Below are 25,460 nucleotides of genomic sequence, written 5' to 3'. Positions count from 1 at the left end.
ACAGAGGAATCCGCGATGACACTCCACAAGATGAAGATCGGTCCCCTGCTCTCGCTGGGTTTCGGAGCAGTGTTGACACTGATGCTGCTACTGGTCGGCGTCGGCCTGGCGAAAATGCACGCGATCGGCGGCATGACCCGCGAACTTACTGGCGACGGTGTGCGCAAGGCCAGCATGCTGCAGGAGTGGAAAGGCGTCATCGAAGTCAACGCGGCGCGCACCATCGCCGTGGCCAAGTCCACCGACCCGGCCGCCGACAAATTCTTCCTCGACGCCGTCGCCGCGTCCTCGAAGCGCGCCGACGCGTTCCAGAAAGCGATCAAGGAATCCCTGGACGGCGATCCGGAAGGCATGCGCCTGTTCGAGCGCGTGGTCGCGGCGCGCGAGGCCTACCGCAACGCGCGACAGCAAGCCTTCAAGCAGAAGGCCGGCGGCGAGCTGGAAGCAGCAGCGCGCTTCTTCGAGACCGACATGCTGCCGCGCGTGAACGAGTACGTCGGCAGCCTCGACGCGCTCGTCGAGCACCAGAAACGGGTAGTGGCCGCGCAGGCCGCCGCCATCGACGACGGCTTCGCGACCAGCCGCCAGGTGCAGTTGGCGCTGACGGCGGCGGCGCTGTGCACCGGCGCCGCCTTCGCCTGGCTGATCGCACGCGCCATCACCGTGCCGCTGCGGGAAGCGCTGCGTGTCGCCAGGACCGTCGCGCAAGGCGACCTGGGCAGCGAAATCGCTGTGTCCTCGGACAACGAGACCGGGCGGCTGATGCAGGCGCTCAAAGACATGAACGCTCACTTGCGCGGCATCGTCGGCCAGGTGCGCCACGGCACGGATACCATCGCCAGCGCCGCGCACCAGATTGCCGGCGGCAACCTCGAATTGTCTGCGCGCACCGAACAGCAGGCCAGCGCGCTGGAAGAAACCGCGTCCTCGATGGAAGAACTGACCGCGACCGTGAAGCAGAACGCCGAGCATGCCAACCGCGCCAACACGCTGGCGCTGGACGCCTCGGCCATTGCCGCACGCGGCGGCTCCACCGTGGAGAAAGTGGTCGCCACCATGGACGATATCAGCGCCGCCTCGCAGCGCATCAACGACATCGTCTCGGTTATCGACGGCATTGCCTTCCAAACCAATATCCTGGCGCTGAACGCCGCCGTCGAGGCGGCGCGCGCCGGCGAACAGGGACGCGGCTTCGCCGTCGTCGCTTCGGAAGTGCGCGCGCTGGCCCAGCGCTCGGCGGGTGCCGCCAAGGAGATCAAGATCCTGATCGGCGATTCGGCCGGCAGGGTCGAGGAAGGCAGCCGCCTGGTGCGCGAAGCCGGAACCACGATGGACGAGATCGTCGGCAGCATCGGGCGCGTGGCCGGCATCATGGCCGAGATCGCCGCCGCCAGCAGCGAACAATCCGCCGGCATCGGGCAGGTCAGCCAGGCTGTGGCGCAGATGGACCAGGCGACCCAGCAGAACGCTGCGCTAGTGGAGGAAGCGGCAGCCGCATCGGATGCCTTGCACGAGCAGGCCCAAGCCCTCGCCAGCTTGGTCGGGGGCTTCCGTCTCGAAACACAGGACGCGGGCGCGACGCTACGCACCCAGCCTGCGCGGCTGCTGGTCCGCGAGGTCGCCGCCTGAACCTGCCGTAAGCGACGACGCCGGGCTGGGGCCCGGTGTCACGACGGCGGCCGCAGCCGCCGTGGTCCTGCCTGGGAACGCGCCTGAATCAGTAGCCGCGGCCGGTGGTGCCGGTGGTTGGGGTGGTGGTACCGGTGCCGGTGGTGCCAGTACCGGTGCCGGTGGTGCCAGTACCGGTGCCGGTGGTGCCAGTACCGGTGCCGGTGGTGCCAGTACCGGTGCCGCTAGAGCCAGTGCCGGTTGCGCCGGTGCCCATCGAGCCGCTGCTGGTGCCGGTCGCGCCGGTGCCGCTCGAGCCGCTGGTACCCGTCCCCATCGAACCGCTGGAGGTGCCCGTGCCGGTGCCCATCGAACCGCTGGAGGTGCCCGTGCCGGTACCCATCGAGCCGCTGGAGCCGCTCGATCCGCTGGAACCGCTGGTCCCCATCGAACCGCTGGAACGGGTTTCCGGCTCGCTGGAATTGCCGGTCGCGGTACGGCCGGCCTCGACGCCCGAGCTGCTGCCGCTCATGCCGCTCGAACCGCTGTAGCCGCTGGTCGTGCCGGTGCTGCTGGAACCGCTGGTGCTGCCCATGTCGCTGGCGCCGCTGGTGGTGCCCGAGGTGCTGGACGAGCCGCTGGTGTCATGGCCGCTGTGGGCGCCGTTCTTCATGTGCTTCTTGTGCTTCTTGTCTTTCTTGTCCATCCGGTCCTGGCCCTGCGAGCTGCCGGTGGCGCTCGCGGACGAGCTGCCGCTGCTCTGGTCGTTCATGCTGCTGCCGCTTTGGGAACCCGTGCTCTGGGAGCCGGTCGCCGTGGTCTGGCCGGTCGTGGCGGTCGATTGCGCCTGGACGGCGGTGGCGCCGAACATGGCGGCGGCGACGGATGCGCCCAGCAGGCCTTTCAGAAGCTTATTCATTTTCATGTCGATCTCCTAATATTTTCCGGGGCTCAAAAAATCTCAGCAATATCAATGAGATATCGCAGTGGGGCCGAGTTTAGTGAGGCCGACTCAAAAGGAGCGCACGGTAGCCGAATGGCAACGACTGTCTGTTACCGCATAGCGGGGCCGGCGGACGCCTGCGCCGCCAGCGTGCCGAGCTCGGTGTACAGGTGCAGGATATTGCTCTTGTCGTCAGGGTAGACGCGGTTCGACAGGAACACGTAGAAGCTGTGCGATACCGGATCGATCCACAGGATGCAGCCGGTGAAGCCGGTGTGGCCGTAGCTGCCGACCGGATATACATTGCCGCGCGGACGCTTGGCGTAGGGCGAATCGATGTCCATGCCCAGCCCGCGCAGCGCGTCGATGCCGGGCGGCGTCTGCACCGTGGTCAGCAGGCGCACGCTGTCCTTGCCGAGCACGCGCACGCCGTCCAGCTCGCCGCCGTTCAGCAGCATGCGGGCGAAGCGCGCGACGTCGCGCGCGGTCGAGAACACCCCGGCCGAGCCGGCCACGCCGCCCATGCGGCGCACGGTCGGGTCGTGCACCACGCCCTGCAGCAGCTGCCCCGGCGCGAGGTCGCCATGCAGGCCCTCGGGACCGCCCTTCTGGGTCGGCGCGATCGCCGCCGCGGACACGCGCGCCAGCGGCAAATAGCCGGTGTCGCTCATGCCCAAGGGCGTGAAGATGCGGCGCTGCGCGAACTCGTGCAGCGGCATGCCGGACACGCGCCGCACCAGCTGGCCCAGCAGCACGTAATTGATGTCCGAGTAGCGGAAGAAGCTTCCCGGCGGATGGGTGGTCTGCTGGGCGCAGGCGAGCGCGTGGGCGCTGTCGTCGCCGCGCCAGTCGGGCCTGGCCGGCAGTCCCGAGGCCAGGCCCGAGGTGTGGCTCAGCAAGTGGCGCACGGTGATCGCATCCTTGCCGCCGCCGGCGCACTCCGGGAAATAGCGCACCAGGGGTGCGTCGAGCGCGATGCGGCCCTCCTCGGCCAGCATCAGCACCGCGGGCGCCGTGACGAGCACCTTGGTCAGCGAAGCGGCGTCGAAGATGGTGCCGGGCGTGACCGGCACGGCGTCCGCCTCGTAGCTGGTCTTGCCATAGCCGCGTTCGTAGACGGCCCCCTCGCGCTCGAGGCGGAACACCGCGCCCGGCAGCTTGCGCGCCGCCACCGCCTCGCTCACGGCGCGGTCGATGGCCGCCAGGCGGGCCCCGTCAAAACGCTGTTCGGCCAGCATGGCGGACGGGTCCCTCGGCGGTGTGGCGGCGCAGCCTGCGGCGCAGAGCGCAGCGAACAGCGCGGCGGGAAGGGATGGGCGCGGAATTCGGAACATGGCAGGCTCGCGGGCAGGTCCAGGACGGGCGTGGATTGCCCGGCGTCATTACCCAGCCATCATAAGGATGGGCCTGGCGAAGGTCAATCTTTACGCCGCGGCAAGGCCGGCGCGCGAAAACGGACCGGCGCGCACGCGAAAATGTGCATCGGCGTATCATGCCCCCATGATTCCTTTCTCGATCCTCGACCTGTCGCCCATCGCCGAAGGCAGCGATGCGGCCACCTCCTTCCACCGCTCCCTCGACCTCGCCCGGCATGGCGAACGCTGGGGCTACCAGCGCTTCTGGCTGGCGGAACATCATGGCATGCCCGGCATCGCCAGCGCCGCCACCGCGGTGCTGATCGGCCATGTGGCGGCCGGCACCGAACGCATCCGGGTCGGCGCGGGCGGCATCATGCTGCCCAACCATTCGCCGCTGGTGATCGCCGAGCAGTTCGGCACGCTCGAGGCGCTGTTCCCGGGACGCATCGACCTGGGCCTGGGCCGCGCGCCCGGCTCGGACCACGTGACCGCGCGCGCCCTGCGCCGCAACCTGGCCTCGGATGCCGACGAGTTCCCGCAAGACGTGGTGGAGCTGATGGATTATTTCGCCGGCTCGACCCGCCGTCCGGTACGCGCGGTGCCCGGCGAAGGCCTGGACGTGCCGCTGTGGATCCTGGGTTCGAGCCTGTTCGGCGCCCAGCTCGCCGCCCAGCTCGGCCTGCCCTACGCCTTCGCCTCGCATTTCGCCCCGCAAATGATGATGCAGGCGATCGAGCTGTACCGGGCCAACTTCCGCCCCTCGGCCAAGCTGGCCCAGCCCTATGTGATGCTCGGCTTCAACGTGTTCGCCGCCGACAGCGATGCCGAAGCCCAGCTGCTGGCGACCTCGATGCAGCAGGCCTTCGTGAACCTGCGCAGCGGCCGTCCGGGCCGGCTCAAGCCGCCCAAGGCCGGCTACTACGAGAGCCTGGACTTGCCGGAACGCATGATGCTCGACAGCGTGCTGTCCTGCTCGGCCATCGGTTCGCCGGCCTCGGTGAAGGAACAGCTGCAGGCCTTCATCGCGCGCACCCGCCCGGACGAGCTGATGATCACCTCCCAGATCTTCGACCACGCGGCGCGCCTGCGCTCCTACGAGATCACGGCCGAGCTCCAGCGCGCCGGCTAGGCGTCTCCCGTTCCCGCCTGCAGCATGTCGATCAGGGTGCGCGTCGAGCGCACCCTGCCCATGCGCGGGAAGATCGTGCGGCAGGCGAAGCTGTGGGCCTCGGCCTCGAAGCTGCTCATCGCATCCTCCGCGAACACCAGTGCATAGCCGCGGTCGAAGGCCGCGCGCGCCGTGGATTCCACACCGAAATTCGTCGCGATGCCGCCCAGCACCAGGGTGGTGATGCCGCGCCGCCGCAGCAGCTGGTCGAGTTCGGTGCCGTAGAAGGCGCCCCACTGGCGCTTGGTGATCACGGTGTCCTGGGCCTCGATCCCGGACGTGGGCGCCAGGCGCGAGGCGTCCGGCGGGGCCGCCGGCGCCCCCGGCGGGCGCATCGGCATGTCGGCGAGCGGCGCCGGCAGCTCGTTGACCAGCACGTGCACGTAAATGACCATTGCGCCGCGCCCGCGCATTTCCTGGGCCAGCAGGACGCAGTTGCCGACCGTCTGCTCGGCGCTGTAGGGCGCCAGCTGGCGGCTGACGTTGCTGTTTTGCAGGTCGATCAGGACCAGCGCCGTGTGCGCCGGGTCGAATGCGTGTTCGTCCATGGTAGCCTCCTGGCGGCAGTATTCACCAATCCGGATGCCGGGGGCGCACGCGCCGGATTTGCGCGCGCCGTCCTACAATGCGGTTTTGCCTACCGACCTGGAGCCATGATGCGCGTTTTCCATCCTCGCCTGTTTGCCTCCCTGCTGCTCTCCGCCACGCTCGGCCTGCTGTCCGGCTGCACCCTGCTCGCCACCGCCACCACGCAGCCCCTGATCGACCGGCACCTGCCCGCCAACTACAGCGGCGTGGCCGCCGTGCGCAAGGACGCGGCCTCGCCCCTGGTCGTCAGCGCGCGCGGCCAGGCCCTGCGCGAAGAATCGCAGGCCAACACCAGGGACACGCGCTTCATGATCGGCTCCTCCACCAAGTGGATCACCGCCGTCACCGTGCTGCGCCTGGCCGAGCTGGGCAAGCTGGAGCTGGATGCGCCGATCGCCCGCCACCTGCCCGAACTGCCGGCGCCGAACGGCGCGGTGACGCTGCGCCAGCTGCTCTCGCACCGCAGCGGCATCCCGAACGGCTTGTCCGAGGCGATGCGCAAGGACAGCAAGGTCGAAGGCCTGGAGATCGGCCCGGTGCAGGCCGCGCTGCGTTTCGGCGCGGGCGCGCCAAGCTTCGCGCCGGGCGAGCGCTTCGAGTACTCGGGCACCAATTACCTGCTGGCGGCGGCGGTGGTCGAGCGCGCGATGAAGAAACCGTTCACGGAAGTGGTGGAGGAACAGGTATTCGCCCCTGCCGGCGTGCGCGACACCAGCTTCGCCGCGACCGGCTACGAGGACAGCGTCGGCATGGCGGTCGGCTACGGCGCCGACGGCAAGCGCAAGTCGCCGCCCGCCGCGCCCATGCTGGCCGCCAACGGCACCGTCTACAGCACCGCGCGCGACCTGGTCGACCTGATGGACGCCGTCTACCGCAACAAGCTGCTGTCGGAGAGCAGCCTGCGCGCCCTGTCGACGGTGCACGATGCGGCGGAACACTACGCCCTGGGCGGCCGGGTGCGTCCGCTCGCGACGGACAAAGGCGCCCGTTCCCTGGCATGGGAAGCGGGCGCCTTCGGCGGCTACAAGAGCCTGGTCGCCTACGACCCGGCGGATGGCCGGGCCGTGGTCTTGCTGAACAACGCGGACATGGCGCAGGACGACATGGCCGCCGTGGCCACCGCCCTGTTCCAGTCGCTCGACCGGTAAGGGCGGTTCGCTTTACTGCACCGGGTTGCCGTCCGCATCGATCTTGCGCACTTCACCCAGGTTCAGGGCGCGGATGCCGGATTCGACCTTGCTCATGTCGCCGACCACCACCCACACCAGGCGCTCCGGCGTGAAGCTGCGCGCGGCCAGGGTATTGGCCTGGGCCGGGGTCAGGGACAGCGCCTTCTCGGTGAAGGTGTTGTAGTAGTCCTCCGGCAAGCCGTACTGCAGGATGGTCGAGTAGGCGCCGGCCAGCTGGCCCGCGGTCTCGAAGCGGCCCGGCAGGCCCAGCGTGTTGTTGTCCAGCGCATCCTTCAGTTCCGCGGCGCCGATCGGCTTGCCGCCGGCGATGTCGCGGTACTCGCGCACCAGCTCCTTCAGCGCGTCCTGGGTCTTGTCGGTCTGCACCGGCGAGACGCTCATGAAGGGACGCTGGCCGATGGCCGGATGCAGCGAGCTGCGCACGCCATACGACCAGTGCTTGTCTTCGCGCAGGTTCATGTTGATGCGCGAGCTGAAGGTGCCGCCGAACACGTCGTTGACCATCTCCAGCGGAATCGCCTCGGGGCTGTTGCGCGGCGGAGCCAGCTGGGCGCCGACGATCACGCTCTGCAGCGCGCCCGGGCGGTCGACCAGGTAGACCAGGCTCCTGGCCGGCGCCTGGACCGGCGCGATGACCTTCTTCGGCACCTCGCCCGGCTTCCATGAAGCGAAGGCCTTCTCGAGCAGCGGCTTGATCTCGGCCAGGTTGGTGTCGCCCACCACCAGCAGGGTGGCGTTGTTCGGCTTGAACCAGGTGGCGTGGTACTTCGCCAGGTCGGAGCGGGTCATGCGCTTGACCGCTGCCTCGGTGCCGCTGCCGGTGAGCGGGTGGGCGTAGACGTGGTCCTTGCCGTACAAGAGGCCAGGCAGCACCCGCATCGCGGTCAGCTGGGGCACCGATTTCTCGCGCGCGATCGCGGCCAGGCGGTCCTGCTGCAGGCGTGCGAACTCGTTCTGCGGGAAGGCCGGATGCAGGACCAGGTCGGCGTACAGGTCCAGCGCCCGCGGCATGGTGGCCTTGAGCGTGTTCATGCTGACGGTGGCGCCGTCCAGGTTGGTGCCGGTATTGAAGGTGGCGCCCAGGCTTTCCAGCTCCTCGCTGATCTTCAGCGACTGGCGGGTCGGGGTGCCTTCTTCCAGCATGCGCAGGGCCAGGCTGGCCACGCCCGGCATGTCCTTGGCGTCCGAGGCGTAGCCGCTGTCGACCAGCAGCTGCAGGTTCACCACCGGCGCCTCATGGCGCTCGGCCAGCACCACTTTCAGGCCATTCGACAGGGTGGTCTTCTGCATGGCGGGCAGCTTGAGCGACATCGGCTTGCCCAGCGCCGGCTCCTTGCTGCGGTCCAGGGTCGACGGCGTGGCCGCCAGGGTGGTCGGGTAAGGGTCGATCTGCAGGACGAAGTCGCCGTCGCTCAGCCAGTCGTTCATGGCCTTCTTGACCGAGGCCGGGGTGGCGTCCTTGATGCGCTGCAGGTAGACCTTGTAGCAGTCCGGATTGCCGGTATAGGTCTGGCACGAGGCCAGCAGGTCGCTCTTGCCGCCGAAGCCGCCGACGCGCTCGATCATGCGCGTGTACTGGGCCAGGATCGAAGTCTTGGCCAGGCGCAGTTCTTCCGCCGTGGGGCCGTTCTTCAGCAGCGCGCGCAGTTCCTCGTCGGCCGCCTGCTCCATCTTCTTGACGTCGGCGCCCGGCCTGGCGGTGAGCGTCACGTCGAACTGGCCGCCGATCTCGGAGGTGGAGTCGCTGGCGCTGGCGCTGGTGGCCAGCTGGTCCTTGTAGACCAGGCGCTTGTACAGGCGCGAGGTCTTGCCGCCGCCCAGGATGTGGGCGCCCAGGTCGAGCTGGACTTCTTCCGGGGTGTGCGCGGCCGGCACGTTCCAGGTGCGGTAGATGCGCGACTGCGGCACGCGGTCCTGGGCCACCGTGCGGTGGGTGCCGGTGCGCTTGGCCACCCAGCTCTCATGCTTGGCCAGCGGCGGACCCGGCGGAATGGCGCCGTAGTACTGCTCCACCTTGCGGCGCGCCTCCTCGGGCGTGATGTCGCCCGACAGCACCAGCACGGTGTTGTTGGGGCCGTAGTTGGTCTTGAACCAGTCGCGCACGTCCGTCATCGAGGCCGCGTCCAGGTCTTCCATCTTGCCGATCACGGTCCAGGAATACGGGTGGCCGGCCGGGTAGGTGTTCGTCACCAGCAGCTCGTAGGCGATGCCGTAGGGCTGGTTCTCGCGCTGGCGCTTCTCGTTCTGCACCACGCCGCGCTGCAGGTCGAGCTTCTTCTGGTCCACGGTGCCCAGCAGGTGGCCCATGCGGTCGCTCTCGGCGAACAACGCATAGTCCAGCATCGAGGTCGGCACGTTCTGGAAGTAGTTGGTGCGGTCGGTGTTGGTGGTGCCGTTCAGGTCGGTCGCCCCGATGCGCTCCATCGCGTTCAGGTAGGTCTTGTTGAAGTTGTCGCTGCCGCTGAACATCAGGTGCTCGAACAGGTGCGCGAAGCCGGTCTTGCCGGGCTTCTCGTTCTTCGAGCCCACGTGGTACCAGGTGTTGATCGCCACCACCGGGGTCTTGTGGTCTTCGTGCACCAGCACCGTCAGCCCGTTCTTGAGCGTGAACTTGGTGTAGGGGATGTTCGGGATCGGGATGTCTGGAGCCGGGGCCGGCTTGGCCGGCGCGGCCTGCAGGGCGCTGCCGCCCAGAGCCAGCGCGAGCGCTGCGGCCAGGCGGATACTGCGACGAACGGTGACTGCCATGCTGCTCCTCCAAATGGGAAGGACGAGAAAGGGAAGACCTGCGCTTCACGCGCGGCTTCCGCATTCTAGGCAGTTTTCAGTCTGGCAACAAAGAAAAAAGCGCATGGAGCGGAACTCCATGCGCCCGGCATCCACCGGCAGGACGTTTATCGGGGAACGATGCGCAGCAGCTTGCCGCTGGCTTCGTCGGTCAGCGCGTACAGGTAACCGTCCGGCCCCTGGCGCACGTCGCGCACGCGCTTGCCGATATCCAGCTTTTCCTGCCGGATCAGCTTGCCATCCGCATCGAGCGCCACGCGGCGGATGTCCTCGCCCGCCAGGCTGCCGCTGAACAGGCTGCCCTGCCATTGCGGGAAGGCCTTGCCGGTATACACCACCAGGCCCGAGGGCGCGGGCGACGGCACCCAGACCACCAGCGGCTGCACCATGCCCGGCACCACCTTCATGCCGACCGGTTCGCGCGTCTTGTAGTCCGCGCCATAGCTCTGCAGCGGCCAGCCGTAGTTCTTGCCGCCTTCGACCAGGTTGATCTCGTCGCCGCCGCGCGGGCCGTGCTCGCTGGCCCAGACCCGGCCCGAGACCGGATCGACCGCCAGGCCCTGGATATTGCGGTGGCCATAGCTCCAGATCTCGGGCAGCGCGCCCTGCTTGCTGGCGAGTGGATTGCCGGGCGCCGGCTTGCCCTCGGCGGTCAGGCGCAGGATGGAACCGTGGTGGCTGCCCAGGTTCTGGGCCTGCTCGCGCGCCAGCATGTTGCCCACGCGCTGGGGCGGATTGCCGCCGTCGCCGATGCTCATCAACAGGCTGCCGTCCTTCATCCAGGCCAGGCGCGAGCCGAAGTGCTGGCCGCCGCTCTTGGCGGGCGTCACGCTGAACAGGGTCCTTACGCCGTGCACGCGCTTGCCGTCGAAGATGCCCTGCACCAGCACGGTCCGGTTCTCATCGGCGGTGCCGCTGGCCATGGTCAGGTAGACGCGCTGGTTGGCCTTGTCGGCGGGATGCAGCGCGATGTCGAGCAGGCCGCCCTGGCCGCCCGTGAACAACTGCGGCAGGCCTTCGATGGGGATCGCCTGGCGCTGCTTGCCGCTCAGCAGGTGCAGCGTGCCCTGCTTGCCGGTGACCAGGATGCGGCCGTCGGGCAGCCAAGCCATGCCCCAGGGTTGCGGGAGATCCTCGGCCACGGTCTCCATCTTCCACCCCTTGGCGGCAGGCGGCTGGTCGACCGGTTCGACCTGGGCGAGGGCGCTGTGTGTACTGCCCGCCAGCAAGGTAGCGGCCAGCACGGCCCGCCATGTTGGGAATCGTTCAATACTCGGCATGCGGATCTCCCGAAAAGTTGTTAAAAGCATTAATATCGTAGCCTATTTGCCGCATTTTGCTTCATTTTATCTGCACGTTCAGCACAACCGGCGTATGATGGACTTCTTCAGCGAACCACCACAAGGACCGACTCCGATGATGCAACGCCGAGCCTTCCTCAAAAGTTCCATCCTCCTCGCAGCGCCCACCCTCAGCATCCCAGCACTTGCCAAAACGGCACAAGCCGCCCCCGGCGAACGTACACTGCGCCTGTATAACACGCACACCGGCGAATCGGTGCGCACCGTGTTCTGGGCCGAAGGCCAGTTCATTCCGGACGGGCTGAAGGACCTCAACAAGGTCTTGCGCGACCACCGCAACAACAAGATCGCCGAGATGGATCCGCAGTTGCTGCTGCTGCTCGATGAAGTGAATGGCAAGCTCGGCAACAACAACAAGGAGCTGCACATCATTTCGGGCTACCGCTCGCCGGAATCGAACGCCAAGCTGCACGCCAACAGCAACGGCGTGGCCAAGCACAGCATGCACATGGACGGCAAGGCGATCGATATCCGCCTGCCGGGCAAGGACCTCAAGATGGTGCACAAGGCCGCGATGTCCCTGAAGGGCGGCGGCGTCGGCTACTATCCCGACTCCCAGTTCGTCCACATGGACACTGGCCGGGTCCGCTACTGGTAAGCAGCATGGCGCGGAACCTGCTCCGCGTCGTTCTCCTGGGACTGGCCGTCCTGGCCGGGCCCGTCGGCTTTGCGCTTGCGGCGCAACAGCCCAGCACCGTCACCGTCAGGTCGACCCGCGATCCGGTCGACAAATCTTATAAAAAAATGATCCGCGGCATGGAGCGCTTCGAGCGCGAGCATGCGCTGGCGCCTGGCGCCAGCCTGCGTTTCCAGCTGCTGCCGCGCTCGCGTACCGTGGACATGCGCGGCATCACCCTGCGCATCGCCGGTGACAGCGTCAGCATCCCGGTGCCGGTGGGCGAAGACAATAGCTTCGTCTTGCCGCGCAACGACACCGCCCTGCGCGAAGACGCGGCCGTGCTCGCCAACCGCAAGACCACCAGCATGACCTGGCGCGCCCTGATCCAGTCGCCCGGCGTCCCGGCGGGCAAGCGCCGCCTGGGCGACCTGCGCCTCGAATGCCTGGTCGGCAAGGAAGCGGGCCTGGTCTCGAACAGTTCCCCCCTGTTCGGCTGGATCTCGAATGTCCTCGACACGCCCGAAGGGGTGTGCAACAGCCCGGACGGCAACTACCTGTTCTTCACCGAGCGGCCTGTATTCGCCGTGACCCTGCGCGCCGGCGAGCGCGTGGAAACCCTGCCCTTCCGCATGCTCTACGCCGGCGGCGAACAGACGCCGGCCGAGCTCGAATACTGCGATTGCCAGGTGATGCTCGACCGCACTTATTACGTGCCGATCTGGGACCGTTCCTGGCCCGACGACACCCTGGTCGAGTTCGAGTACATGACCGCCCCGCCGCAGGAGGCGCCATGAAGGCCCTTCCCTTGCTGTGTGCACTGCTGCTGACCGCCTGCGCCAGCCAGCCCGTGCCGCCCGGCACCCAGGCGCCGCTCGAACGCCTGAGCCAGGGCGTGGTGCCGGGGCGCACCACCAAGGCCGAACTGATCGCCACTTTCGGCGCCACCCGGAGCGTGCGCTTCGACAGCGGCTACGAGGCCTGGGTCTACCAGTCGCCCGCCGGCGGCGGACGCTACGCCGAATTCGTGATCCTGCTCGATCCCTCCGGCGTGGTGAGCAAAACCCGCACGCGCCCGCCCGCCTTGCCCTAGCCTCGGCACGACTTGTTCGTAGTAAAGTTGCATATCCTTATCTCACCAGGAAGCGATATGCAAGGCAAGCTCGTATTGACGCTGGCGCTGGCCGCCGCCTTCGCCGCACCCGTCCATGCGGCGGAACTGAATCCCACCGAACAGCGCATCGTCGCCGAAGTGCGCGCCTGGTCCGGCGACGCGATCGATCTGCTCGAACGCAGCGCGCGCATCAACAGCGGCACCATGAACGTGGCCGGCGTGCGCGCCGTGGGCGAGGTGTTCGCGAAGGAGTTCGAACAGATCGGCATGCGCACCGCCTGGCTCGACATGCCGGCCGGCATGCGGCGCGCCGGCCACCTGGTGGCGCTCAGCGAAGGCAAGCAGGGCAAGCGCCTGCTCTTGCTCGGCCACCTGGACACCGTGTTCGAACCGGATGCGCCCGGTCCGCTGTGGGAACGCGATGGCGCGGGTGGAGAATATGCGCGCGGCCAGGGCGTCGGCGACATGAAGGGCGGCAACGTGGTGGTGGTGGCGGCCCTGCGCGCCCTGCACCGCGCGGGCGTGCTCCGCAACACCCGCATCACCGTGATGTTCACTGGCGACGAGGAAGACGCGGGCGAGCCGCGCTCGGTGTCGCGCCGCGACATGATCGAACTGGCCAAGCGCAGCGACATCGCCCTCGCCTTCGAAGGCGCGGTCATCGACCAGGGCCAGGCCACCGCCACCGTCGGGCGCCGCGCCACCGCCTCCTTCGACCTCGAGGTCAAGGCGCGCCAGGGGCACTCGCAGGGCGTGTTCGGCCCCGGCGGCTACGGCGCCGTGTACGAGGCGGCGCGCATCCTGGACGGCTTCCGCCGGCAGGTGGTGGAACCGGGCCTGACTTTCAATCCGGGCGTGATCCTGGGCGGCACGGATGTCGCGTACGACGAAGGCAAGGCCGGCGGCATGGCGGCCGGCAAGACCAATGTGATCGCCAACACCGTCACCGTGAAGAGCGACCTGCGCTACCTCGACTACGCCCAGCGCGACCGCGCGCAAGCCAGGATGCGCGAGATCGTCGCGCAAAGCCTGCCGGGCGCCAGCGCCAGCATCAGCTTCCGCGATTCCTATCCGCCGATGGCCGTCACGCCGGGCAACCTGAAGCTGCTGGACATCTATTCGCAAGCCAGCAGCGATGCCGGCTTGGGCACGATCACCGCCCTGCCCGCCACCGCGCGCGGCGCGGGCGACATCCAGTTCGTCGCGCCCTATGTGGACAGCCTGGACGGCCTGGGCGCGAGCGGCGCCGGCGCCCACTCGCCGGCCGAGCGGGTCGAGCTGGCCTCGATCGAGCGCGCCGCGATCCGCACCGCCCTGCTGATCTACCGCCTGACCCGCTGAGCGCGCAGCCAGTGTTTAGTGCCGGCTGCCGGCTCGACCTGCGTCAAACGGAAGGCCAGGCCACTCCCGCTACACTGTCCGCACGCTTCGCCGTGTGCGCGCGGCGGCCGGCGTTCGCTGGCACAATGGTGTCAGCGAATTCTTCGGCAACGGAGGCGGACATGCTGCTCGAACACATGCGCAAGTGGATGCTGCTGTTGTTGCCGCGCCTGTCGGCGCCCTTCCTCGTCCTGTGCCTGGCGACGCTGGGCGCCTGCGGCGGTGGCGGCGGCAGTGCGGGCACGCCCGGGCCGGTGACGCCGCCCTCCGCCACCACGGGCTCGCTGACGGTCACGGCGACCGGGCTGCCATCCGGGGTGAATGCCGCCATGCGCGTCACCGGTCCCAATAATTACCTCCAAGACCTGACCCAGACTCAAACCCTGACCGGACTGGCGCCCGGCAGCTACAACGTGGCCGCCACGGCAGTCACCAGCGGCAACACCACCTACACGCCTTCGCCCGCATCGCAGAGCGCGGTGGTGAGCGCGGGCGCGACCGCCAATGCGACGGTGGCCTACGGCAGTCCCGCGCTCACGCTCGCCCTGTCCACCGTCGCCACCAACCTCGACAACCCCACCTGGCTGAGCGCGCCGCCGGGCGACACGCGCCTGTTCGTTACCGAGCGTGCGGGGCGGGTGCGCATCATCCAGAACGGCGCGGTGCTGAGCACGCCCCTCCTCGACATCAGCGCACGCGTGCTCACCGAGGGCGAAGGCGGCCTGCTGTCGCTGGCCTTCGACCCGCAGTACGCGCGCAATGGCTATGTCTACCTGTATTACACCGACCCGCAGCGCAATATCGTCGTCGAGCGTTTCACCACCGGATCCAGCGCCAACATCGCCGATCCCACTTCCGGCCTGGAGATCATCAGCATTCCGCATCCCACCTTCACCAATCATTTCGGCGGCCTGGTGAGCTTCGGCCCGGATGGCTACCTGTATGTGGGAACAGGCGACGGCGGCGGCGCGGGCGACCCGCAGGGCAATGCCCAGAACCTGAACTCGCTGCTGGGCAAGCTGCTGCGCATCGATGTCTCCCTTTCGGTTCCCGCAGAAAGCTATGCGATCCCGGGCAGCAATCCCTTTGTCAACATGAGCGGCCGGCGCCCCGAGATCTGGGCCTACGGCCTGCGCAATCCCTGGCGCTACGCATTCGACGGCAACCAGCTCTACCTGAGCGATGTGGGCCAGGACCGGCGCGAGGAAGTCAATATCGCCGACAACCGCCAGGGCGGACAGAACTATGGCTGGAACGTCATGGAGGGCACGCTGTGCTACAACACGGCCAGCTGCAACCAGGCCGGCCTCACCCTGCCCGCCTTCGAATACGACCACGGCAGCAACGACGCCAACGGCTGCTCGATCACCGGCGGCTTCGTCTACCGCGGACGCGCCCTGCCCGAGCTGGCCGGACGCTATTTCTATTCCGATTTCTGCACCGGCTTCCTGAAGAGCTTTAGCGCGACCGGCGCCGGCATCGTCGAGCAGCGCGACTGGAATCTTCCCGATATCGGACGGGTCGTCTCCTTCGGCCAGGACGCGGAAGGCGAACTCTACCTGGTGGCGGCGTCCGGGACCATCCATAAAATTGGACGAAATGCCACCCCGTAAGGTTAGAATGAAGAAATGGCACGCTTACAACTCAACTTCCCCGAAGACCAGTTCTATTATTCGACGCCGCTGACCGTGAGGGTCACCGACATCAACGCCGCCAACCACCTCGGCAACGACTCGATGATCTCGATGATCTCCGAGGCCCGGGCGCGCTTCCTGTTCGAATTCGGCGTACCCGAGACCGAACGCGACGGAACCGGCATCATCGTCACCGACCTCGCCACCACCTACCGCGCCGAAGCCCATGCCCGCGACGAGCTGCTGTTCGAAGTCGGCGTCATGGACTTCAATAAATACGGCGGCGACATCACCTTCCGCATCACCCGCCCGCGCGACCGCAAGCTGATCGCCATGGCCAAGTCCGGCTTCGTGTTCTTCAACTACAAGAGCAGCGAGGTCATGGCCATGCCGGAAGAATTCCGCGCGAAATTCGACCGGGTGAACTGGATCGACTGAGCTCGATCGACCGCACACCTTCCTCCTGGGACGCCGGAGTGCTCCGGCGTCCCACCCCGCATCCCGGGCTGCTTCTTTACTCTCCTTCCATTTTTTTCATTCTTTGGAAAAAAGTTGGAACTTTTCCGCCACCCCGGCGGAATACGGGTAAAGATGACCGCCATGACCACGCACACCGACCATTCCGATGCTGAATTGCTGCGCCAGATGCACGCCGGCGCGGCGAGCGCGTTCGCGGCGCTGTACCGGCGGCACCAGGGCCCGCTGTACCGCTTCGCGCTGCTGCGCTGCGGTTCGGGCGACGCCGCCGCCGATATCGTCCAGGACACCTTCATGGGCCTGCTGACGGGGCGCTTCGGCTACGACCCGCTGCGCGGGCAGCTGCAGCACTTCCTGTTCGGCGTCGTGCGCAACCTGGTGCTGAAGTGGGAAGCGCCGCGCCGGCGCCACAGCGCGCTGCCAGAGCCCGGCGAGGACGGTGCGGACGAAGGCGAGCTGGAACTGGCCAGCGAGGAGGCGGAGCCGCTCGGGCGCCTGCTGGACAACGAAATGGCGGAGCAAGTGCGCCGCGCGCTGGCCCTGCTGCCGCCGCACTACCGCGACCCGGTCATCCTGTACGAACTGCACGAGCTGTCCTACCAGGAGATCGCCGCGATCTGCCAGGTCGACATCGGCACGGTGCGCTCGCGCCTGGCGCGCGGCCGGGCGGCGCTGGCCAGGCGCCTGAAGGCCCTGCACCCGGCCGCCCACGCGGCGGCCTGAAAGGAAGGAACACGAGATGAACATGAACGACGACAAGGACATGCTGGAACCGCTGCTGGCGCCCCACTTCGAGGCCCTGCGCGGCGAGCTGGCCGGCCGCGATGCGCCGCGCTGCGTCGAGAAGGAACTGATGCAGGCCTTCGCCCGCCAGTTCCCGAAGAAGCGCCACTGGTACCAGCGGCTGTCGCTGCCCCAGTGGGGCGCGGCCGGCGCGCTGTGCTCCCTGAGCGCGGTGGCGATGCTGCTGGCCCTGTCGCCGCACCGCGCCGTCACCGTGGGCGCGCCGCCGCTGGTCGGGATCGACAACGGCGCCGCCTTCATCGCCCTCGATACGCTCGAACGGATCGAGCAGGAACCCGGCGCCCGCGTGGTCGAAGCCGAGCTGCCCCGCACCGCCCTGGCGCCGCTGGGCATGCCGGTCGACCCGGCCAATGCCGCCGACACGGTGCGCGCCGAAATGCTGGTGGCGGCCGACGGCCACCCGCTGGCGGTGCGCCTGAGCGATACCGATATCGAATAACCACCCCACCCGAAGGAAGCCATGATGACCAAGAAGATCCTGATTGCAGCACTGCTGGCCTGCGCGTTCGCTCCCGCCCTGGCCGCCGGCATGGGCGAGGCCGAACTCGACCAGGCTGCCAATGCCGAACGCGGCGAGCGCGCGGAGCGCGTGGAGCGCCGCATCGTCACCCGCCTGGACGGCATGGAAGACCTGCACGTGCTCGACACCATGCCGATGCTGCACGGCGCGATCCTGCCGCTGCACGGCGGCCGGGTGGTCAAGAACGCACCTTACAGCGCGCTGGCGGTGTCCGAGCGTGTCCAGCAGCTGGCCGACGGCAACCAGATCGTGCGCAAGAACAGCACCATGAATTACCGCGACAGCGCCGGCCGCACCCGCACCGAAGTGCGCGACGACAATGGCGAGGTGCGCGTCGTGACCATCCACGATCCGGTCGAGGGCGTGCGCTACATCCTGCGCCCCAAGAACAAGACCGCGACCAAGGTCGGCGCGCCGGGCGACATCGCCCGCGCCGCGGCGGAGCAGGCGCGCGCCGCCGCCGCCCAGGCCCGCGCCTCGGGCGAGCACGCCCGGATCGCGGGCGAGCGGGCGCGCGAGCGCATCGAACAGCTGCGCAAGGAAGGCAAGCTGCCTGAAGGCGGACGCTTCATCGTCAAGGAAGTGGAGCGCGACGGCGAGCACAAGGACGTGCGCATCCGCATCGCCCAGCCCGGCCTTGAGGCCGCCCGCGCCACGCGCGAGATGTCGGTGCAGCTGGGTCCGATCATCGCCGGCGCGATCGGCGACGCCAGGTGGTCGGCCAAGGCCGCCAGCCGCGACCTGGGTACGCGCGATTTCTCGGGCGTGAAGGCGCAAGGCCAGCAGCGCAGCTACGAGATCCCGGCCGGCGAGATCGGCAACCGCAATCCGATCACGGTCTCGAGCGAGACCTGGACCTCGCCCGACCTGCAGATGCTGGTCTACCACAAGCGCAGCGATCCGCGCAGCGGCGAGATGGTGTATCGCCTGGAAGAGCTGAAGCGCGAGGAGCCGGCGGCCAGCCTGTTCGCGGTGCCGGCCGACTATACGGTCACCGAAGCGGCGCGTCCCAAGCGCACGGCGGTCAAAAAAGGCGAGTGAAAGACGAGCAAGGACGCTCCATGAAAAACGGCGCCCCGCGGGGCGCCGTTGTTTTTGATGCGGCGGTCTTCAGCCGCGCCGCTTCGGCGCGATGTTCTTGGCGAACCATTCGTCGATCATGCGCTTTTCGTAGCGCAGGCGGTCGCCGTCCGACCACCGGTTGATGCGCTGCAGGTAGTTCATGTCCGCGATCTTGGCGTCGCCCGTCTTCAGCACCTGGCCGTTCTCGCTCAGGGTGTAGCGCAGCTTGACGACCGGCCAGTCGGCCATGCCGCGCAGGATGCGCAGGTCGCGCGCGGCGCGCGAGCTCGGGTACTCGCGGCCGGCCATGTCGATGTCGGTCACTTCCAGGAGCAGGTCCTGGCCGGGCGGCAAGGCCTTGCCCAGCTCGGTGAAATGCTCGCTCAGGTCCTTCAGCACTTCCTCGCGCTCCCAGGGCGCGAACGGCAGGTCGGAAAACTTGTCCGGCTCGATGTACTTCACCGTGACCCCTGCCGATGCGGCGCCCGCACTCAGCGCGAGCAGGCCCGCCAGGGCCAGGTTGCGAATCAGGGTATCCATGGTATTTACCTCATTGAGAAACTGATCGTGTCGATCATGTTACGACTAAATATACGCCCCTTTACCTGGCTGTGCTTGTCTGTCTTCGTCGGAGTTTTGTATCGAAATGTTAGGCTCCGAACACGGCATTTTCCCGCGCCCGGATACGATGGCACAAGGGAGGTCAGCCGTGCCGGAAGGTCCATCGCTTTACTTGCTGAAAGAACAAACCGCGCGCTTCGTCGGGCAGGAGATCGTGCGCGCCGAGGGCAACACCTGGGCCATCGACAAGGCGCGCCTGGTGGGCCAGCCCATCCTGGCCATCCACACCTGGGGCAAGCATCTCCTGATCGAGACGCCGGCCATGGTCTTGCGCATCCACTTCCTCCTGTTCGGCACCTACCGCATCGACGAGCGGCGCGACAAGCAGGCGCGCCTGTCGCTGGCGACCGGCGACGGCGGCGAGCTGAACTTCTATGCCTGCTCGGTCAAGGAGATCGACCGCGACACCTACGCCGCCTACGATTTCAGCGCGGACGTGATGTCCGACCAGTGGGACCCGAAGAAGGCGCGCAAGAAGCTGCGCGCCCAGCCCGGACTGCTGGCCTGCGACGCCCTGCTCGACCAGGACATCTTTTCCGGCGTGGGCAACATCATCAAGAACGAAGTCTTGTTCCGCATCCGCCTGCATCCCCTCTCCACCATCGGCGCCCTGCCGCCGGCCAAGCTGCGCCAGCTGGTCGACGAGGCGCGTCAATACAGCTTCGACTTCCTGGAATGGAAACGCCAGTTCGTGCTCAAGCAGCACTGGCAGGCCCATGCCCAGCGCACCTGCCCACGGTGCAAGATCCCTTTCCACAAGGCGAACCTGGGTCAGACCAAGCGCCGCAGCTTCTGGTGCGAGCGTTGCCAGAAACGCTACGGCGCCTAGCATCTGCCATCAAGGCGCACTACGACGGCGCATTTTCCTGCCGCGGCTGAATCCGTTATTTCGTATGCATGCCGGATGTGACATCTTTCGCCAACACTTTTAATATTGCCTGTTGTTAATGATCATGAGCCATACTACAATCAACTTGACTCGCGGCTATCTTTTTCCCAGGCACGCGCCCCGTTAACTCCATCATCACGGTATCGGAACACGTTTATGTCCTTCCTGTCCTCCGCCGCGCCCAAGCTGGCACCATGGAAAGTGTTGTTGGTCGACGATGAACCCGATATCCATGACATCACCAAGCTGACCCTGTCGCGCTTCCGCCTGGACGGCCGTGCGTTGTCCTTCGTGCATGCCTACAGCGGGGAAGAGGCGAAGCAGGTGCTGGCGCGCGAGAAGGACATTGCCCTGGTGTTCCTGGACGTGGTGATGGAGCGCGAGGACAGCGGCCTGGAAGTGGCGCGCTGGATGCGCCAGGAGCTGGATAACCAGTTTACCCGCATCGTGCTGCGCACCGGCCAGCCGGGCCAGGCGCCGGAAGAGCGCGTGATCGTCGACTACGACATCAACGACTACAAGGAAAAGACCGAGCTCGATCGCACCAAGCTGTTCACGACCACCTTCGCCGCCCTGCGCGCCTACCGCGACATCATGAAGGTCGAGGAAGCGCGCCGCGTGCAGCACAGCTACCGCGAAGGCCTGGAGCGCGTGATCGCGGCCTCGAGCCACCTGTTCAAGCAGCGCAGCCTGAAAGACTTCGCCAACGGCCTGCTGCAGCAGGTGGTGGCGCTGCTGCGCCTTGAACAGAGCATGCTGCTGCGCCTGAAGGGCGCCAGCGTGATCACGGGCGAGAGCCAGTACGAAGTGCTGGCCCAGATCGGGGACCTGGGCGGCGACGAGATCGGCCCGGAACTGGTGGCCCAGCTCGACGACGCACGCCACAACCGCATCTCGCGCCTGCACGGCGACACCTATGTCGGCTACTTCCCGAACAACAGCGGCAAGGCGTCGCTGCTGGTGCTCAAGGGCGTGGAAGAGATCTCCGAAATCGACGCCCAGCTGCTCGAAGTATTCTGCTCGGGCGTGACGATCGCCTTCGACAACATCCTGCTGAACCAGGAAATCACCGATACCCAGGCCGAGCTGATCCTGCGCCTGGGCGACGTGGTCGAATCGCGCTCGAACGAAGCCGGCAACCACGTGCGCCGCATGTCCCAGGTCTGCCACCTGCTGGCCCAGGCCTCGGGCATGCCGGACGAAGAGACGGCGGTGCTGATGCACGCCGCGCCGATGCACGACGTCGGCAAGATCGCGACCCCGGACGCGGTGCTGCTCAAGCCGGGCCGCCTGACCGAGGGAGAATGGGAAATCATGCGCCAGCACCCGACGGTCGGCCTGCAGATCCTGGACGGCTCCTCGCGTCCGATCCTGAAGGCGGCGGCGGTGATCGCGCACCAGCACCACGAGAAATTCGACGGCACCGGCTATCCGCAGGGGCTGAAGGGCGCGGACATCCACCCGTACGCGCGCATCGTGGCCGTGGCCGATGTGTTCGACGCGCTGAGCCACAAGCGCTGCTACAAGGACGCCTGGCCGGCCGAGAAGGTCACCGAGCACCTGCGCGAGGTGGCGGGGCATCATCTCGATCCGTATTACGTCGACCTGCTCATCAAGAACATGGACAAGGCGATCGCGATCAACAAGAACTGGCCTGACGCGGATTAATCAACCGCCTGCGTCACCTTTCACCACCAGCTTCAAAACCGTCATCCCGGCGAAGGCCGGGACCCAAGTTTGCCCGCAGACCCACTGCGTTTGACTAAGTGGCTGCGCTACGGACTTGGGTCCCGGCCTTCGCCGGGATGACGTTTACAAGGAGCGGGCTGACGTTTAGGCCGCAGCCTTTTCCTTGCGCTGCGAACGCGGGAACTTCAGGTGGTACTGCAAGCCCTTCCCCGGCGCGCTCTCCACACGCACGGTGCCACCGAGCGCCCCCGTCACCAGGTTGTACAAAATATGCGCCCCCAGCCCGCTGCCGCCCGCGCCGCGCTTGGTGGTGAAGAAGGGATCGAACAGCTTGTCCAGCGTGTCCTGGTCCATCCCCATCCCGTCGTCCGCGTAGTCGAAGGCCACCATGTCGTCCTCCACCACCGCGCGGATCGCAATCGTTCCCGCCTGCTCGCGCTCGAAGCCGTGCACCAGCGAATTGACCACCATGTTGGTGAGGATCTGCGACACCGCGCCCGGGAAGCTGTCCAGCACCAGGTCCTTCGGGCAGTCCAGCTCGACCTTGACCGGCCGTCCCTTGAGCTTGGGCTGCAGCGACAGCAGCACTTCGTTCAGGTAGGTGTTCAGGTTGAAGCTGCGGATGTCGTCCGAGGACTGGTCCACCGCCACCTGCTTGAAGCTGCGCACCAGGGCCGCCGCGCGCTGGGTGTTGGTGGTCATGATGCGCAGCGACTGGTCGACGATGTCGAGGAAGGCGTTCAGGCTGTCCTCGGTCATCTCGCCCGCCGCCAGCTCCTCGCGCGTGAGCTTGAGCTCCTGCACCAGGTGGCTGGTCGCCGTCACGCAGATGCCCAGCGGCGTGTTGATCTCGTGCGCCACGCCCGCCACCAGGCGGCCCAGCGAGGCCAGCTTTTCCTGGCGCACCAGCTCGGCCTGGGCCTCGACCAGGACAGCGTTCTGCTCTTCCAGGCGCTCCTTGGCCTTGCGGATCGCGCGGTCGGCCTGCATGCGCGCGATCGCCACCGCCACGTGGCTGGCCATGAAGGCCAGCAGGTCGAGGTCGGCTTTCGTATAGACGATGGACGGGTCGTAGCTCTGCACCACCAGCACGCCGTAGGGCTGCTCGTGGACCAGCATCGGCGCGCCCATCCAGCTGGCGATGTCGGTATTGCCCAGCGGTTCCTTGACCAGGCCGCTCGCCACCAGGCGGCGGAAACTGCCGGTGTCGTGCAGCTGGGCCTGCTTGCTCGACAGTACATAGGAACACATCGCCTTGCCGAAGGGGAAGCGCTTGAGCGGCGCCTCGTCGTCCTTCTGGTCGACGAAATAGGGAATGCTGATTTCCTGGGTCTCCGGGTGATACAGGCCGATCAGGAAATTTTCCGCCACCATCAGCTCGCCGATGATGCGGTGCAGGCTGGCGCTCAGGATTTCGGTGTCGAGCGCCTGGGCCGACAGGTTGGCGATCTGGTACAGCGCGTGCTGCACCTGCTCGGCGCGGCGGCGCTCGGCCACTTCGACGGCAAGCGCGGTGGTGCGCTCCTGCACCGCGCGCTCCAGCCGGTCCATGCTCTGCAGGCCCTGGAGGGCGTTCGACACATGGTTGGCGATCTGGGTGAACAGCGCCTGGTCTTCCTCGCTGTAGCGGATGCCCTCGGTGTAGCTCTGGATCACCATGGCGCCCAGCGCCTGGTGGTGCTGGTCCAGCAAGGGCGCACCCATCCAGTGCTCGGCGGCGCTGCCCTGTCCCCACTTGATGCCCTTGGCCTCGGCAGCCGCGAAGTCGTCGGCCGTGATCATCAGGCGCTGGCGGTTGACCAGCACCCAGGCGGTGGGCGACTCGTCGGGCGCGGCCAGGGTGATGCGCTCGAAGGCGTCCGGCGTCTCGTCCTCTTCGTCGACGAAATAGACGAAGCGCACCGAACCGTCTTCCTGATCCGACAAGGCCACGTAGAAGTTGGCCGCATACATGATGCGGCCCAGCGCGCGGTGCACCGCGGCGATGAATTCGACGATGTCGCTGCAGCTGGTCGACAGTTGCCCGATCTCGAGCAGCATCGACTGGACCGCTTCCAGCCGGTCAAGACGTTCCATTGCTTCCCCATGTAATAGTTGATTCCCAGGGGAAATAGTACCAGCTTGCACCGCGCCGGAGGAGGTCCGGCGTGGCCGATGTGGCGGATTGCTTACTTATTTATTGAGTCATGCGCGCGGGGCGCGGAAGCCGCTCTCGATCCAGGCCTCGGCCGAGGAGGGCGTCAGCTTGAAGCTGGCCGGCACGCGCACCTTCGCCACCTGCTCGCCCATCTCGTCGGTGGCCGCGAGCATGCCGTAGGGATCGTCGTCGTCCGGCACGATGTCCAAGGTCACCTTGAGCTCGCCCTGTTCGGTCGAGACCACGGTGCTCTTGTGCAGGATCGCGTGCAGGTGCTGTTCGTGGCGGCGGATGACTTCCGAGGCCGTCTTGATCAGGGTGTTGAATGCGTTCACATCGAGCGGCTTGGGGTTCTTCTTGTCGCGCCCCATGGTCCAGGGCCCGACCAGGGCCGGCTCCGGCTCGCCGTCCTTGTACATCGCCACGGCCCAGCCCTCGTCGTCTTCGTTCTTGATGACGCGCGCGGTCCAGCCATTGCCCTGCCACAGGCGGGCTTCCTGGACCGGCGCGTCGTCGTCGGATTGGTGATCGTGGATGTCGTCGTTCATGTTTCGGTTTCCTTCCGCGGGCCGCAGCCCAAAGCAGAGATCATAGAGGAAACCGGGCACATGAAGAAGCCCGCTTCGCTAGCCCGCTTCGCTACCTTTTCGTGCGGACAATATTAACTAGTGTGCAACGCGCGGGCAACGCCAGTCCGGCCCCCGCGGCGGGCGCAGCGGCGGGCCCGGCGGCACCGGGCGCGGATCGACGGCCGGTGGCGGTGTGTGCCGATTGAAGGGATTGATGATGATCGGCGGTATCGTAGGCGGCGCCGATGGCGGGCCTTTGGGACCGCTGTTGGCCAGCACCGGATGCGGTTCAGCCAGGTGGTCCCGGATTCCATGAAACTCAGCGTACATAGGATCCCCCTGTCACAGAGCAGGCTGTCAGTATAGGAAACAATCTGCGCATTACAAGGAAAAATCGGCGCCTGCTCGGCCTGTCGCGCGGGCTGGCCGCTCGCCCCGCAAAAAATGCATTTTGTCGCATACCGATGGTTCGCCGCGGCGCCCGGGCCTACAGTAGAACCATGCAAAGCGCACTGTCCGAAACCGCTGCGATGCCCTAACCTCAAGAGGACCGCCATGAAAAAGTATGCCCCGTATATCCTGATCGCCCTGTTTGCCGTACTGCTGTGGGACATGTTCGACACCGGCATGCACTTCCATCTCGATGGCGAAGAATTCGACGGTCCTTTCGGCGCGCTGCTCGGCATGCTGCTGGCGGGCGGCGGCACCCTCCTCGGCCTGCTGGTGATGACGGTGGTCGGCGTAGTGCTGGCAGTGGTGTTCGCCGGCGTCGGCGTGATCCTGCTGGGCGCGCTGGGCCTGGGCGCGGTCTCGCTGGCGGTCCTGATCTCGCCGCTGCTGCTGCCCCTGCTGCTGCCGGTCGCCCTGGTCTGGTACCTGGCCAGCCGCTCGCGCAAGGCGCGCCTGGCCAAGCCTGTCGCCGCCTGACCGACTTACTGATCGCTT

23 protein-coding genes are annotated in these 25,460 nt (G+C 67.1%); 15 read left to right on the top strand and 8 right to left on the bottom strand.

What is annotated here, in order from left to right; all coding sequences use genetic code 11:
- Positions 1–15 precede the first annotated feature (15 nt).
- A complete protein-coding gene (locus tag KBW95_RS24795; protein WP_307727649.1) occupies positions 16–1,629 on the top strand; it encodes a methyl-accepting chemotaxis protein in 1,614 nt (537 codons plus the stop codon).
- 88 nt (positions 1,630–1,717) lie between these two features.
- On the opposite strand, the gene KBW95_RS12190 is transcribed toward KBW95_RS24795, so the two are convergent.
- Both KBW95_RS12190 and KBW95_RS12185 read right to left on the bottom strand, forming a co-directional pair.
- Complete coding sequence (locus KBW95_RS12190) at positions 1,718–2,533, bottom strand: hypothetical protein (RefSeq protein ID WP_211528362.1); 816 nt, start codon at positions 2,531–2,533, stop codon at positions 1,718–1,720.
- 128 nt (positions 2,534–2,661) lie between these two features.
- Positions 2,662–3,885 carry a serine hydrolase gene (locus KBW95_RS12185; RefSeq protein WP_229429708.1) on the bottom strand — a complete coding sequence of 408 codons (1,224 nt, stop codon included), beginning with the start codon at positions 3,883–3,885 and terminating at the stop codon, positions 2,662–2,664.
- Between the two features lie 166 nt (positions 3,886–4,051).
- On the opposite strand from KBW95_RS12185, the gene KBW95_RS12180 reads away from it, so the two are divergent.
- Complete coding sequence (locus tag KBW95_RS12180; protein WP_211528361.1) at positions 4,052–5,038, top strand: LLM class flavin-dependent oxidoreductase; 987 nt, start codon at positions 4,052–4,054, stop codon at positions 5,036–5,038.
- On the opposite strand, the gene KBW95_RS12175 is transcribed toward KBW95_RS12180, so the two are convergent.
- On the bottom strand, positions 5,035–5,625 hold the full coding sequence (locus KBW95_RS12175) for an isochorismatase family protein (protein WP_211528360.1): 591 nt from the start codon (positions 5,623–5,625) through the stop codon (positions 5,035–5,037). The genes KBW95_RS12180 and KBW95_RS12175 overlap by 4 nt on opposite strands.
- Before the next feature lie 105 nt (positions 5,626–5,730).
- Between KBW95_RS12175 and KBW95_RS12170 the strand changes: the two genes are divergently transcribed.
- Positions 5,731–6,813, top strand: coding sequence for a serine hydrolase (locus KBW95_RS12170; RefSeq protein ID WP_211528359.1), 1,083 nt, complete (start codon positions 5,731–5,733; stop codon positions 6,811–6,813).
- 12 nt (positions 6,814–6,825) lie between these two features.
- On the opposite strand, the gene KBW95_RS12165 is transcribed toward KBW95_RS12170, so the two are convergent.
- Positions 6,826–9,603 carry a pitrilysin family protein gene (locus KBW95_RS12165; protein WP_211528358.1) on the bottom strand — a complete coding sequence of 926 codons (2,778 nt, stop codon included), beginning with the start codon at positions 9,601–9,603 and terminating at the stop codon, positions 6,826–6,828.
- Positions 9,604–9,749: 146 nt separating this feature from the next.
- Complete coding sequence (locus tag KBW95_RS12160; protein WP_211528357.1) at positions 9,750–10,922, bottom strand: PQQ-dependent sugar dehydrogenase; 1,173 nt, start codon at positions 10,920–10,922, stop codon at positions 9,750–9,752.
- Positions 10,923–11,058: 136 nt separating this feature from the next.
- On the opposite strand from KBW95_RS12160, the gene KBW95_RS12155 reads away from it, so the two are divergent.
- From KBW95_RS12155 to KBW95_RS12115, 9 genes are all read left to right on the top strand, one after another.
- A complete protein-coding gene (locus tag KBW95_RS12155) occupies positions 11,059–11,601 on the top strand; it encodes a DUF882 domain-containing protein (RefSeq protein ID WP_211528356.1) in 543 nt (180 codons plus the stop codon).
- 5 nt (positions 11,602–11,606) lie between these two features.
- A complete protein-coding gene (locus tag KBW95_RS12150; protein WP_211524915.1) occupies positions 11,607–12,416 on the top strand; it encodes a hypothetical protein in 810 nt (269 codons plus the stop codon).
- A complete protein-coding gene (locus KBW95_RS12145) occupies positions 12,413–12,712 on the top strand; it encodes a hypothetical protein (protein WP_211528355.1) in 300 nt (99 codons plus the stop codon). The genes KBW95_RS12150 and KBW95_RS12145 overlap by 4 nt, the downstream gene beginning before the upstream one ends.
- Before the next feature lie 57 nt (positions 12,713–12,769).
- Positions 12,770–14,074: a M20/M25/M40 family metallo-hydrolase gene (locus KBW95_RS12140; RefSeq protein ID WP_211528354.1), complete on the top strand. Its 1,305-nt coding sequence runs from the start codon at positions 12,770–12,772 to the stop codon at positions 14,072–14,074.
- A 161-nt stretch (positions 14,075–14,235) separates the two neighbouring features.
- On the top strand, positions 14,236–15,726 hold the full coding sequence (locus tag KBW95_RS12135) for a sorbosone dehydrogenase family protein (RefSeq protein ID WP_211528353.1): 1,491 nt from the start codon (positions 14,236–14,238) through the stop codon (positions 15,724–15,726).
- A 15-nt stretch (positions 15,727–15,741) separates the two neighbouring features.
- Positions 15,742–16,185 (top strand): thioesterase family protein, encoded by a 444-nt coding sequence (locus tag KBW95_RS12130; RefSeq protein ID WP_211524911.1) that lies wholly within the window; start codon positions 15,742–15,744, stop codon positions 16,183–16,185.
- 162 nt (positions 16,186–16,347) lie between these two features.
- The gene (locus KBW95_RS12125; RefSeq protein WP_229429707.1) at positions 16,348–16,947 is read left to right on the top strand and encodes an RNA polymerase sigma factor; all 600 of its coding nucleotides are present in this window, start codon (positions 16,348–16,350) and stop codon (positions 16,945–16,947) included.
- A 16-nt stretch (positions 16,948–16,963) separates the two neighbouring features.
- Positions 16,964–17,467, top strand: coding sequence for a hypothetical protein (locus tag KBW95_RS12120; protein WP_229429706.1), 504 nt, complete (start codon positions 16,964–16,966; stop codon positions 17,465–17,467).
- Positions 17,468–17,488: 21 nt separating this feature from the next.
- Positions 17,489–18,589, top strand: coding sequence for a hypothetical protein (locus tag KBW95_RS12115; RefSeq protein ID WP_229429705.1), 1,101 nt, complete (start codon positions 17,489–17,491; stop codon positions 18,587–18,589).
- Between the two features lie 69 nt (positions 18,590–18,658).
- On the opposite strand, the gene KBW95_RS12110 is transcribed toward KBW95_RS12115, so the two are convergent.
- Positions 18,659–19,150, bottom strand: coding sequence for a DUF3016 domain-containing protein (locus KBW95_RS12110; RefSeq protein WP_211524909.1), 492 nt, complete (start codon positions 19,148–19,150; stop codon positions 18,659–18,661).
- 148 nt (positions 19,151–19,298) lie between these two features.
- Here KBW95_RS12110 and KBW95_RS12105 point away from each other — a divergent pair, with 148 nt between their 5' ends.
- Both KBW95_RS12105 and KBW95_RS12100 read left to right on the top strand, forming a co-directional pair.
- On the top strand, positions 19,299–20,060 hold the full coding sequence (locus tag KBW95_RS12105) for a DNA-formamidopyrimidine glycosylase family protein (RefSeq protein ID WP_229429704.1): 762 nt from the start codon (positions 19,299–19,301) through the stop codon (positions 20,058–20,060).
- Positions 20,061–20,276: 216 nt separating this feature from the next.
- The gene (locus tag KBW95_RS12100) at positions 20,277–21,788 is read left to right on the top strand and encodes a DUF3369 domain-containing protein (RefSeq protein WP_211524907.1); all 1,512 of its coding nucleotides are present in this window, start codon (positions 20,277–20,279) and stop codon (positions 21,786–21,788) included.
- Positions 21,789–21,953: 165 nt separating this feature from the next.
- Here KBW95_RS12100 and KBW95_RS12095 read toward each other — a convergent pair whose 3' ends face one another.
- On the bottom strand, positions 21,954–23,885 hold the full coding sequence (locus KBW95_RS12095; RefSeq protein WP_211524906.1) for a GAF domain-containing sensor histidine kinase: 1,932 nt from the start codon (positions 23,883–23,885) through the stop codon (positions 21,954–21,956).
- Between the two features lie 108 nt (positions 23,886–23,993).
- Positions 23,994–24,494: a hypothetical protein gene (locus tag KBW95_RS12090; RefSeq protein WP_211524905.1), complete on the bottom strand. Its 501-nt coding sequence runs from the start codon at positions 24,492–24,494 to the stop codon at positions 23,994–23,996.
- 576 nt (positions 24,495–25,070) lie between these two features.
- On the opposite strand from KBW95_RS12090, the gene KBW95_RS12085 reads away from it, so the two are divergent.
- Positions 25,071–25,442: a hypothetical protein gene (locus KBW95_RS12085; RefSeq protein ID WP_211524904.1), complete on the top strand. Its 372-nt coding sequence runs from the start codon at positions 25,071–25,073 to the stop codon at positions 25,440–25,442.
- Positions 25,443–25,460 lie beyond the last annotated feature (18 nt).

It is taken from the genome of Massilia sp. ZL223 (assembly GCF_018119395.1).
Taxonomy (GTDB): Bacteria; Pseudomonadota; Gammaproteobacteria; order Burkholderiales; family Burkholderiaceae_D; genus Telluria.
Note: the sequence above shows the minus strand (reverse complement) of the source record. Positions and strands in the feature narration are given on the sequence as shown.

Coding starts and splice junctions, on each gene's coding strand:
- KBW95_RS24795 (WP_307727649.1), top strand. CDS start 16: ATGACACTCCACAAGATGAAGATCGGTCCCCTGCTCTCGCTGGGTTTC.
- KBW95_RS12190 (WP_211528362.1), bottom strand. CDS start 2,533: ATGAAAATGAATAAGCTTCTGAAAGGCCTGCTGGGCGCATCCGTCGCC.
- KBW95_RS12185 (WP_229429708.1), bottom strand. CDS start 3,885: ATGTTCCGAATTCCGCGCCCATCCCTTCCCGCCGCGCTGTTCGCTGCG.
- KBW95_RS12180 (WP_211528361.1), top strand. CDS start 4,052: ATGATTCCTTTCTCGATCCTCGACCTGTCGCCCATCGCCGAAGGCAGC.
- KBW95_RS12175 (WP_211528360.1), bottom strand. CDS start 5,625: ATGGACGAACACGCATTCGACCCGGCGCACACGGCGCTGGTCCTGATC.
- KBW95_RS12170 (WP_211528359.1), top strand. CDS start 5,731: ATGATGCGCGTTTTCCATCCTCGCCTGTTTGCCTCCCTGCTGCTCTCC.
- KBW95_RS12165 (WP_211528358.1), bottom strand. CDS start 9,603: ATGGCAGTCACCGTTCGTCGCAGTATCCGCCTGGCCGCAGCGCTCGCG.
- KBW95_RS12160 (WP_211528357.1), bottom strand. CDS start 10,922: ATGCCGAGTATTGAACGATTCCCAACATGGCGGGCCGTGCTGGCCGCT.
- KBW95_RS12155 (WP_211528356.1), top strand. CDS start 11,059: ATGATGCAACGCCGAGCCTTCCTCAAAAGTTCCATCCTCCTCGCAGCG.
- KBW95_RS12150 (WP_211524915.1), top strand. CDS start 11,607: ATGGCGCGGAACCTGCTCCGCGTCGTTCTCCTGGGACTGGCCGTCCTG.
- KBW95_RS12145 (WP_211528355.1), top strand. CDS start 12,413: ATGAAGGCCCTTCCCTTGCTGTGTGCACTGCTGCTGACCGCCTGCGCC.
- KBW95_RS12140 (WP_211528354.1), top strand. CDS start 12,770: ATGCAAGGCAAGCTCGTATTGACGCTGGCGCTGGCCGCCGCCTTCGCC.
- KBW95_RS12135 (WP_211528353.1), top strand. CDS start 14,236: ATGCTGCTCGAACACATGCGCAAGTGGATGCTGCTGTTGTTGCCGCGC.
- KBW95_RS12130 (WP_211524911.1), top strand. CDS start 15,742: ATGGCACGCTTACAACTCAACTTCCCCGAAGACCAGTTCTATTATTCG.
- KBW95_RS12125 (WP_229429707.1), top strand. CDS start 16,348: ATGACCACGCACACCGACCATTCCGATGCTGAATTGCTGCGCCAGATG.
- KBW95_RS12120 (WP_229429706.1), top strand. CDS start 16,964: ATGAACATGAACGACGACAAGGACATGCTGGAACCGCTGCTGGCGCCC.
- KBW95_RS12115 (WP_229429705.1), top strand. CDS start 17,489: ATGATGACCAAGAAGATCCTGATTGCAGCACTGCTGGCCTGCGCGTTC.
- KBW95_RS12110 (WP_211524909.1), bottom strand. CDS start 19,150: ATGGATACCCTGATTCGCAACCTGGCCCTGGCGGGCCTGCTCGCGCTG.
- KBW95_RS12105 (WP_229429704.1), top strand. CDS start 19,299: ATGGCACAAGGGAGGTCAGCCGTGCCGGAAGGTCCATCGCTTTACTTG.
- KBW95_RS12100 (WP_211524907.1), top strand. CDS start 20,277: ATGTCCTTCCTGTCCTCCGCCGCGCCCAAGCTGGCACCATGGAAAGTG.
- KBW95_RS12095 (WP_211524906.1), bottom strand. CDS start 23,885: ATGGAACGTCTTGACCGGCTGGAAGCGGTCCAGTCGATGCTGCTCGAG.
- KBW95_RS12090 (WP_211524905.1), bottom strand. CDS start 24,494: ATGAACGACGACATCCACGATCACCAATCCGACGACGACGCGCCGGTC.
- KBW95_RS12085 (WP_211524904.1), top strand. CDS start 25,071: ATGAAAAAGTATGCCCCGTATATCCTGATCGCCCTGTTTGCCGTACTG.